The 9283-nt window shown below is 38.6% G+C and carries 11 protein-coding genes; 7 read left to right on the top strand and 4 right to left on the bottom strand.

Going from position 1 to position 9283, the window contains the following annotated elements:
- From rplT to UC75_RS13075, 3 genes are all read left to right on the top strand, one after another.
- On the top strand, window positions 1-339 hold a 339-nt coding region (rplT, locus tag UC75_RS13085), incomplete at its 5' end, for a 50S ribosomal protein L20 (protein WP_049838007.1).
- A 90-nt stretch (window positions 340-429) separates the two neighbouring features.
- Entirely contained in the window at window positions 430-987 is a 558-nt protein-coding gene (locus UC75_RS13080; protein ID WP_049837862.1) for an NADAR family protein, read from the top strand.
- Window positions 988-1044: 57 nt separating this feature from the next.
- A complete protein-coding gene (locus UC75_RS13075; protein WP_049837861.1) occupies window positions 1045-1548 on the top strand; it encodes a GNAT family N-acetyltransferase in 504 nt (167 codons plus the stop codon).
- Window positions 1549-1554: 6 nt separating this feature from the next.
- On the opposite strand, the gene UC75_RS13070 is transcribed toward UC75_RS13075, so the two are convergent.
- Window positions 1555-2547, bottom strand: a complete 993-nt coding sequence (locus UC75_RS13070; protein ID WP_049837860.1) for a hypothetical protein — start codon at window positions 2545-2547, stop codon at window positions 1555-1557.
- A 158-nt stretch (window positions 2548-2705) separates the two neighbouring features.
- Here UC75_RS13070 and pheS point away from each other — a divergent pair, with 158 nt between their 5' ends.
- The 3 genes from pheS to UC75_RS13055 are packed head-to-tail and all read left to right on the top strand — an operon-like array spanning window position 2706 to window position 6393.
- Window positions 2706-3686: a phenylalanine--tRNA ligase subunit alpha gene (gene pheS, locus UC75_RS13065; protein ID WP_004794529.1), complete on the top strand. Its 981-nt coding sequence runs from the start codon at window positions 2706-2708 to the stop codon at window positions 3684-3686.
- A gap of 32 nt (window positions 3687-3718) precedes the next feature.
- Window positions 3719-6100 carry a phenylalanine--tRNA ligase subunit beta gene (pheT, locus tag UC75_RS13060; protein WP_049837859.1) on the top strand — a complete coding sequence of 794 codons (2382 nt, stop codon included), beginning with the start codon at window positions 3719-3721 and terminating at the stop codon, window positions 6098-6100.
- Window positions 6097-6393: an integration host factor subunit alpha gene (locus UC75_RS13055; protein ID WP_000126166.1), complete on the top strand. Its 297-nt coding sequence runs from the start codon at window positions 6097-6099 to the stop codon at window positions 6391-6393. Before pheT ends, UC75_RS13055 begins: the two co-directional genes overlap by 4 nt.
- A 153-nt stretch (window positions 6394-6546) precedes the next feature.
- On the opposite strand, the gene UC75_RS13050 is transcribed toward UC75_RS13055, so the two are convergent.
- Window positions 6547-6810, bottom strand: a complete 264-nt coding sequence (locus tag UC75_RS13050) for a hypothetical protein (RefSeq protein ID WP_049837858.1) — start codon at window positions 6808-6810, stop codon at window positions 6547-6549.
- Between the two features lie 94 nt (window positions 6811-6904).
- Between UC75_RS13050 and UC75_RS18950 the strand changes: the two genes are divergently transcribed.
- A complete protein-coding gene (locus UC75_RS18950; RefSeq protein ID WP_128825276.1) occupies window positions 6905-7063 on the top strand; it encodes a hypothetical protein in 159 nt (52 codons plus the stop codon).
- Window positions 7064-7220: 157 nt separating this feature from the next.
- Here UC75_RS18950 and rho read toward each other — a convergent pair whose 3' ends face one another.
- Complete coding sequence (rho, locus tag UC75_RS13045; protein ID WP_004794523.1) at window positions 7221-8489, bottom strand: transcription termination factor Rho; 1269 nt, start codon at window positions 8487-8489, stop codon at window positions 7221-7223.
- A 322-nt stretch (window positions 8490-8811) separates the two neighbouring features.
- The gene (gene trxA, locus UC75_RS13040) at window positions 8812-9138 is read right to left on the bottom strand and encodes a thioredoxin (RefSeq protein ID WP_003655060.1); all 327 of its coding nucleotides are present in this window, start codon (window positions 9136-9138) and stop codon (window positions 8812-8814) included.
- Window positions 9139-9283: the final 145 nt, after the last annotated feature.

Below are 9283 nucleotides of genomic sequence, written 5' to 3'. Positions count from 1 at the left end.
GTAGTGGCTCATCGTCGTCACAAAAAAATTCTTGCTCGCGCTAAAGGTTACTATGGTGCTCGTTCACGCGTTTACCGCGTAGCGTTCCAAGCGGTAATCAAAGCTGGTCAATACGCTTATCGTGACCGCCGTCAAAAGAAACGTCAATTCCGTGCTCTATGGATTGCGCGTATCAATGCTGGTGCTCGTCAAAACGGTTTGTCTTACAGCCGTATGATCGATGGCTTGAAAAAAGCTCAAGTGATCATCGACCGTCGCGTATTAGCTGACATCGCTATGCATGATGCAGTAGCATTTGCTGCTTTAGCTGAAAAAGCTAAAGGCGCATTAGCTGCATAAGCTTAGAGATTCAAAAAGAGGCCGCTTTTTAGCGGTCTTTTTTATTTTTAGTGGTTCTATTTTAAAAAAGAAAATAATCAGAGATAAATGATGAAAGACGAAAAATTTCTAGATGACCTAATTCAAAAAGTACAGCAAGGCCACCAGTTTAAATACTTATATTTTTGGGGGCATACTCCTAAACACGCTAATCTTGTTGATAAAAGCTGTTTTAGCCAGTGGTTTCCTGCGCAATTTAAAGTGGAAGGTGATGAATACTTTACTGCTGAGCACTATATGATGGCGCAAAAAGCAAAATTATTTAATGATGAAGAAATTTTTGCACAGATCTTGCAGGTTAAACATCCGAATGAGGCAAAACAGCTAGGTCGTAAAGTGCGTAATTATGATGAACAGATATGGCGAGAAAAACGTTTTGACATAGTGGTGCAGGCGAACTTTGCTAAATTCTCTCAACATCATAAATTGAAAGAATTCTTATTAGCCACAAAAGATCGTATTTTGGTTGAAGCATCTCCAGTCGATAAAATTTGGGGAGTTGGTATGGCGCAAGACCATCCACATATTCAAGATCCATCTCAATGGCAAGGACTAAATTTGTTGGGTTTTGCTTTAATGTATGTTCGAGAGCGGTTTTTAGCTGAATAAGTTTGTATGAAACAAAATAGTGCTTCACTTTAAAAGTAGTGACAGGAGGAGAACGAATTGCAATCACTAAATGAAAGAGAAATTCGTATAGCTACTTTTAAGGATGCATTATCTATTGCAGAAGTACATGTGCAATGTTGGAAAGAAACCTATACAGGTATGCTTAAGCAGGAAATATTAGACGAGCTTAACGTACTAGATAAAGAACAGTTATGGAAAGAAATCACCAAAAGTTCTGATCATAAGTTATTTATCTATACTGAAAATGGAATAGTGAAAGGCTTTCTCGATGGTTATTTAAATCCAGAAAATAATATTGCTGAAATTCTTGCTTTTTATCTTTTAAGAGAAGTTCAAAAACAAGGCATAGGCCGTGAGTTATTCCAAAATTTCTATCAATGTGCTTTAAATCAGGGATACAGTTTTATTCGTTTAGAAGTTTTTAATAAAAATCCAAGCCGGTTTTTTTATGAAAAAATGGGAGCCAAAATAATTGGCGAAACCGAACTACCGGAGTTCGGCTTCGAAATAACAGAATTACTTTATCAATGGAAACTCTAATCTAAGTTAAAGCCCAAAATAATAAGCCAGAGCACAAATAATAATCGTTAGAATAATCAGCTTAATAACGCCTGAACCAGTGCCTTTATGGTGATGAGATTTCAAATGTTGTGGATTTTCATTTGATTGCTCGAACGGAGAGGCTTTAATTACAGGTACGATCTGAGCTGTTTGGTAGTGATTTGCAGCCTTAATAATAAGTTTGGCAAACAAATCATCAGTTTTTTGCGTAAAATTTCTTAAATTAATGAGTTGTTCTTGGTCTAGCTCTTCTCCTAATGGATCATTTGCAAGGCGTTTCTTTTGTTCTAAATAATTAGCCAATGCTTGAGTACGAGATAAAAGCTGATGAGCATAATCTGCAGGATAATTCTCTGGAATTAAAGCAAGTCTTGGTTCTTGGCTCGTAATGCTTGTACCATCAAAATGAGCTTTTTGAAATTCTGGCTCTTCAAACCCTGCCGCATATTTACTACGAAATAATTCACTCTCCATAAAGTCAGCTATTTCTTGCCATGGCGGATTTTTTAAATCAGCTTCAATTTTTTTTGATAATTTTTCATTGAGTTCAAAACGCCAGAAAGTTTCTAAACGAAGCTCACAGGTTTGTGAAGCAGGAGCTTCAAACTCATTATCATTGTTATACCATTCAGCAAGTTCATGGCCGAAAATCCATGCAAATTTCTTATCATTTTGATGGCTAACGATAAAATGAGTATAAGGCAAAAGCTCAACGTTGCTGTTTGGATTTTGCTCTTCATTTAGAAGGCTTGATAAGTGTAAACTGAGATGAGTGGTGCCTTGTTTTTTTAGCGCTTCTAGCCAAACTTGAAAGTGTTGAGCGAGTAAATGCTGAGAAGCTAAGTCACGAAACTGAAAACTATGATGGTCAAAAATATGATGTTGTCGCCATTGGGTAAAGCTTAAATTCTGACGGAGGTATTCATTACCATACGTCACAAGCGTAAGTTGTTGTTTCCAAATTTGATTGAGCGCCATAATAGTTGATCTCATTGACGATGCTATTATCTTATACGTTTTATCTTTTTGTTGCCTAATACATTTTTCATGATGGATAAACTTCATCAATCTGATGAAAAACTGTTAGAATGCAGTGTTTTATTATATTTTTTTAATTTGTTGCTTTGAGAGTTAATATGTCACTGGAAGCCCTGACCACAGAAGCGCTTGCTGCCATTGCAGCAGCTCAAGACCTTGTTGCACTTGATCAGGTGCGTGTGCAATTTACAGGGAAAAAAAGCCAGCTTGCAGAACAATCGAAAGCATTAGGGAAAATGGACCCTGAAGAACGCAAAGTACAAGGTGCTGCGATTCATGCTGTTCGAGAAACAATTAATACTGCTTTAACAGAACGTCAAGCGGCATTACAACAGGCAGCACTTGAGCAAAAACTAGCAAGTGAAACGATTGATATTACTTTGCCAGGCCGCGGTCAACGCGTTGGTACAGTTCACCCTGTTACTCAAGTACAAGAAAGAATTTGTCAGTTCTTCACTAAAGCTGGTTTTACAGTTGCGACTGGTCCAGAAGTTGAAGATGACTATCACAATTTTGAAGCATTAAATATTCCTGGTCACCATCCAGCGCGTGCTATGCACGATACTTTCTATTTTGATGCCACTCATTTACTGCGTACGCACACGTCTGGTGTACAGATTCGTACAATGGAAACAAGTGAGCCACCAATTCGTATCGTATGTCCTGGGCGTGTTTATCGTTGTGACTCTGATCAGACGCATTCGCCAATGTTCCATCAGATCGAAGGCTTGTATGTTGCTGAGAACACCAGCTTTGCTGAATTAAAAGGTTTACTCATTAACCTGCTGAATGAATTTTTCGAGAAAGATTTAAAGGTACGTTTCCGTCCATCATATTTCCCATTTACTGAGCCAAGTGCAGAAGTAGATATTATGGATGAACGTGGCCGTTGGTTAGAAGTTTTAGGCTGTGGCATGGTGCATCCAAATGTATTAAGTGCCGCGGGTATTGATCCTGATAAATACAAAGGCTTTGCTTTTGGTTTAGGGGTAGAGCGCTTTGCTATGTTGCGTTATGGCATTAATGACTTGCGTATGTTCTATCAAAATGATGTGCGTTTCTTACGCCAATTTGCCTAACAGTTTTTCAGGATTAAAAAAGGTTTATAAAGATGAAGATTAGCGAAAATTGGCTACGTACATGGGTTAATCCGGCAATTGATAGTGATACATTATCTGATCAGTTGACGATGCTTGGTCTTGAAGTTGATGAATTGGCACCTGTTGCTAAACCATTTACCGGCGTTGTAATTGGTGAAGTGCTCACTGTTGAGCAGCACCCTGATGCAGACCGTCTACGTGTTACAACAGTGAATATTGGTTCAGGTGAGCCTTTACAAATTGTATGTGGCGCACCGAACGTTCGTGTTGGAATGAAAGCACCTGTGGCAACCATTGGAGCTGTATTACCTGGCGATTTTAAAATCAAAAAAGGTAAACTTCGTGGAGTTGAGTCACAAGGCATGCTTTGTGGTGCTTCTGAGATCGATCTTGAAGATAAAATCGATGGTTTGCTCGAACTACCCGCTGATGCTCCAGTAGGAGTAAATATCCGCGAATACCTCAAACTTGATGATAATGTCATTGATATCAGCATTACGCCAAACCGTGGTGACTGTTTTAGTATTCGTGGTATTGCCCGTGAAATTGCAGTTATTAATAAGCTGCAAATGAATGAACCTGTAATTAACTCGGTTGATGCCACTATTGCTGATGAGAAAAAAGTAGTGATCAGTACTGGAGGTGCTCCGCGTTATCTAGGGCGTGTAGTTAAAAACGTTAATGTAAAAGCTGCTACTCCTGAATGGATGGAACAGGCCTTATCACGTTCAGGAATCCGTACTCATAGTATTTTGGTTGATGTGACCAACTATGTCTTAATGGAATTGGGTCAACCAATGCATGCCTTCGATTTATCTAAAATCGAAGGGACTGTACATGTTCGTCAAGCAACACAACAAGAAAAATTACAACTTCTGAATGATCAAGAAGTTGAGTTGCAAGAAGATATAATGGTGATTGCTGATGACCAAAAAGCTTTGGCAATTGCTGGAATTATGGGTGGTTTAGCATCAAGTGTAACTGATGATACGACTGATATTTTTCTAGAAAGTGCTTTCTTTGCACCACTTGCGATTGCTGGGCGTGCTCGTCGTTTTGGTTTACATACTGACTCTTCGCAGCGTTATGAACGCGGTGTAGATTTCGAATTACCTTTAATTGCAATGAATCGCGCTTCTCAGCTTATTCAAGAGTTAGCAGGCGGCGAGTTTGGTCCAATTACTGTAGCTGAAAAAACTGATCTACTTCCTAAGCGTGAAGCAATTGAACTGAAACAAGCTCAAGTAGACCAATTATTGGGATATCAAGTTGCGGGTGAGTTCATTGCAGATGCTTTAACTCGACTAGGGTGTAAGGTAACAGTTAAGGCTGAGGGTGAATGGAGTGTAGTACCCCCATCACATCGCTATGATATGGCTATTTATCAAGACTTAATTGAAGAAGTTGCGCGTATTGATGGCTATGACAATATCCAAATTAGCTTACCAAGCATGGATGTTAAATTTGCTAAATATCAAGATCGTTTTGAACTCGCTGAACTGCGTCAAACGATCGTGACTTTAGGTTATCAAGAAGCAATTAGCTTTAGCTTTGCTGATGCAAAACTTGAAAAGCAATTAAATCCAGAAGTTCAGCCACTAATGCTAGCAAATCCAATTTCAAGTGATTTGGCTGCAATGCGTAGTACTTTACTTTCTAGCTTAATTCCTTGTGTACAATATAATCTCAACCGTCAGCAAAGTCGTGTTCGTTTCTTTGAGTTCGGACTGCGTTTTGATTATCAAAATGCTAAGAGCATTGAAGACTTACAACAGACACCAACCTTGGCTCTGGTTGCAGTGGGCTCACAAGAACCAGAATCATGGCATGTAAAGCCTCAACCAATGAATTTCTTTGATTTCAAAGGTGAGGTGGAGGAAGTGTTAGCTGCTGGTCGTGTTAAGGCTGAATATGTACGTTCTGAGCGTGCTTGGTTACACCCAGGGCAATCAGCTGAGATTTTAGTTGATGGTAAATCAATTGGTTACTTAGGTCGCTTGCATCCCTCTCTAGAAAATGAGCTTGATTTAAGCACGACGTGGGTAGCTGAACTTGATCAAACAGCTGTTTTGCAATCTTATGTATCTAATTTTACAGAATTATCACGTTTTCCTTCGGTTAGACGTGATATTGCGCTTTTAATCTCTGATAATATAAATGTTAGAGATATTCAGCAGTTAATCGAACAAACTGGTGGAGAGCTTTTAGACTCTACATGGTTATTCGATGTGTATACGGGGCAGGGTGTCGAAGATGGTAAGCGCTCATTAGCGTTTGCACTTTTGTGGCAACATCCTTCACGTACGCTTGAAGATGCTGAAATTAAATCTGGTATGGACAATATAATCCAAGTGTTAGAAAACACTTATCAAGCGACATTGAGGGCCTCATGACAGCATTAACTAAAGCAGACATGGCTGATCATTTAAGTGAGTTAACCAGCTTAAATCGCCGTGAAGCAAAACAAATGGTCGAGTTGTTCTTCGACGAAATTAGCCAAGCACTTATTGCAGGGGAGCAGGTTAAGCTTTCTGGTTTTGGTAATTTTGAGTTAAGAGATAAACGCGAACGTCCAGGACGTAATCCTAAAACAGGTGAAGAAATTCCAATTTCTGCACGTAGGGTAGTGACCTTTAGAGCAGGTCAAAAATTTAGACAACGCGTTGGAAATGAGCAGATCGATTGATCTGCTTTTTTTTTACTTATATTTAGATGACTTTATTCAACTACGATGTGATATCAATTTATCTAGATAGTTTAAGCGAAATGATTTTTAGAATATAAAATTTAGGCATAAAAAAAGAGGACAAAATGTCCTCTTTTTTCTAATCTATATAGATTAGTGTGCAGCAGATGCAGGTGCAGAAGCAGCAGGCGCAGAAGCAGCAGCTGCAGAAGCAGCAGGTGCAGAAGCGGCAGCAGAAGCAGCATCAACAGCTTGAGAAGCGGCAGTAGCAGCTTCAGAAGCAGCAGTAGCAGCAGTAGAAGCGGCAGCAGAAGCTTCAGAAGCAGCAGCAGCAGGAGCTTCTTCTTTCTTAGAACAACCAACGAAAGCTAAAGTAGCAGCTACAGCAGCAACGGCAGCAAATTTTTTGAATAACATGGCATCACTCTCACAAAAAAGATTTGAGATTAAAAAAACCTAAGTTGGACTGTTTTGCTTTTATTATTCCTAAAACGTAGCTAGGTAACAACGCATGGAGCAGTCTAACTGGTCTGCCGCTATGCTATCACTGCAAATGCTGAAATACTACTGTCGTCTGTCAAAAAAATGTATGAAAAACAGAAAAACAGTCTGTTTTTTAACAGAAAAAAACAATCAATCGGCTCGAGTGTATTGGAAAAGGTGGAGGTAAACTACTAAAAAACTTATTTTTTTTAATTCAAAAATAATTATTATCAAAAGCTTATAAGTAAAATTACATAAAAAACTGCAAAATGTATTTTTGTGTAAAGCTTGTCAACCAAATGAAAAGCCACTCAAAAGAGTGGCTTTTTATGAAGATTAATCGATTAAGTTGAAGCTTTACGCTTCATTTGATCGAAGAAATCATCATTTGTTTTGGTTTCTTTCATACGATCAAGTAAGAATTCCATTGCCGCCAATTCATCCATAGGATGTAGAAGCTTACGGAGGATCCATACTTTACGTAAGTTATCATCATCCATTAAACGCTCTTCACGACGAGTGCCAGATTTCTTAATATTCATAGCAGGGAAGACGCGTTTTTCAGCAATACGGCGATCAAGTGTAATCTCTTGGTTACCTGTACCTTTGAATTCTTCATAAATTACGTCATCCATTTTACTGCCTGTTTCAATCAAAGCAGTTGAAATGATCGTAAGAGATCCGCCTTCTTCAATATTACGTGCAGCACCGAAGAAACGTTTAGGGCGCTCTAATGCATGAGCATCTACACCACCAGTTAATACTTTACCTGATGACGGGATAACGGTGTTGTAAGCACGAGCAAGACGGGTAATAGAGTCAAGAAGAATCACAACGTCTTTTTTATGTTCAACAAGACGCTTTGCTTTTTCAATTACCATTTCTGCAACTTGTACGTGGCGAGCAGGAGCTTCGTCGAATGTTGAAGCAATGACTTCACCGCGAACAGTACGTTCCATTTCAGTTACTTCTTCTGGACGCTCGTCAATTAATAGAACAATCAGGAATACTTCTGGATTGTTTCTAACAATCGATTGAGCAATATTTTGAAGTAACATTGTTTTACCCGCTTTTGGCGGTGCAACAATAATAGAACGTTGTCCTTTACCAATTGGCGCAACTAAGTCAACAACACGAGCAGTTAAATCTTCTGTCGTACCATTACCGAGTTCCATCACCAATTGTTCAGTTGGGAAAAGGGGTGTTAAGTTTTCAAATAAAATTTTATTTCGAGAATTTTCTGGCGTGTCATAGTTAATCTGGTTAACTTTGAGCAACGCAAAATAACGCTCACCTTCTTTTGGAGGGCGAATAGTACCTGTGATGGTATCACCTGTACGCAAGTTAAAGCGTCGGATTTGTGAAGGACTCACATAAATATCATCCGGACCTGCTAAATACGAACCTGCCGCAGAGCGCAAAAAACCAAAACCATCAGAGAGAATTTCAAGAACGCCATCACCAAAAATTTCTTCGCCATTCATTGCATGGCGTTTCAAAATGGCAAAGATAATATCTTGCTTTCGGTTACGAGCCATACCTTCCAGGCCCATAAATTCAGCAATTTTAATTAATTCACCAATTGGTTTTTTCTTGAGTTCAGTTAAATTCATAAGGGTCAGAATTAGGAAAGAGTAGAGTGTGGTTTAAAAAGAAGAAAAATCGCTCGCATACAAAAAAGATTATCGCAATTGTATTTACACAATAACAATTCAGAAGTCTGATTGATTGTTTCGAAGAAAAATGTGAAAAAACAATTTCTGTTGCCGAGTGGCGATCTTTATGTTTGTGTCTTGTAAGAAGCCGGACGAAGATGATTCCCTTCAGTGCCTCTTGAGCATGCAATATAAGCCAGCTTAGTTAATTTGTCAATTTATAGCCGAAAAAAATACGCTATAAAAAAGTATAGCGTATTTTTATTCTTAGCATTTTGACTTAAACATTTTCATCAATAAAGCTAACAAGTTTAGAGCGAGGTACAGCACCAATTTGTTGAGCTACAACTTCACCATTTTTGAAAAGTAATAAAGCAGGAATATTACGGATATTGTATTTCACCGCAATATCTTCGCAAGAAGTTACATCAACTTTAACAATTTTTACTTTACCAGCATATTCACTTGATAGGTCTTCAAGAACAGGTGCAATTGCTTTACAAGGTGCACACCAACCTGCCCAGAAGTCAACAAGTACAGGTGTTTCAGCGTCTAGAACATCTGCTTGGAAGTTATCATCAGTTGTATTTACAATAGTCGCAGACATGGTACGGCTCCAATTTTTAGAAAAAGTGCTATTACTACAGGAGAAATTATCTCTATCAGTATTACATAGCTACTTAGTTCAATGTAAGGGTTTGACGCTATTATTCAAGGCTTAACTAAATTTGTCTAATGGATGCTCACGATAT

Source organism: Acinetobacter sp. V2, from assembly GCF_001188385.1.
Lineage (GTDB): Bacteria > Pseudomonadota > Gammaproteobacteria > Pseudomonadales > Moraxellaceae > Acinetobacter > Acinetobacter oleivorans.
Note: the sequence above shows the minus strand (reverse complement) of the source record. Positions and strands in the feature narration are given on the sequence as shown.

Excerpts from the sequence above, each read along its gene's own strand:
- UC75_RS13070 (WP_049837860.1), bottom strand. The coding sequence starts at position 2,547 with ATGGCGCTCAATCAAATTTGGAAACAACAACTTACGCTTGTGACGTAT.
- UC75_RS18950 (WP_128825276.1), top strand. The coding sequence starts at position 6,905 with ATGGAGCAGTCTAACTGGTCTGCCGCTATGCTATCACTGCAAATGCTG.
- pheS (WP_004794529.1), top strand. The coding sequence starts at position 2,706 with ATGTCACTGGAAGCCCTGACCACAGAAGCGCTTGCTGCCATTGCAGCA.
- UC75_RS13050 (WP_049837858.1), bottom strand. The coding sequence starts at position 6,810 with ATGTTATTCAAAAAATTTGCTGCCGTTGCTGCTGTAGCTGCTACTTTA.
- pheT (WP_049837859.1), top strand. The coding sequence starts at position 3,719 with ATGAAGATTAGCGAAAATTGGCTACGTACATGGGTTAATCCGGCAATT.
- UC75_RS13055 (WP_000126166.1), top strand. The coding sequence starts at position 6,097 with ATGACAGCATTAACTAAAGCAGACATGGCTGATCATTTAAGTGAGTTA.
- trxA (WP_003655060.1), bottom strand. The coding sequence starts at position 9,138 with ATGTCTGCGACTATTGTAAATACAACTGATGATAACTTCCAAGCAGAT.
- UC75_RS13080 (WP_049837862.1), top strand. The coding sequence starts at position 430 with ATGAAAGACGAAAAATTTCTAGATGACCTAATTCAAAAAGTACAGCAA.
- rho (WP_004794523.1), bottom strand. The coding sequence starts at position 8,489 with ATGAATTTAACTGAACTCAAGAAAAAACCAATTGGTGAATTAATTAAA.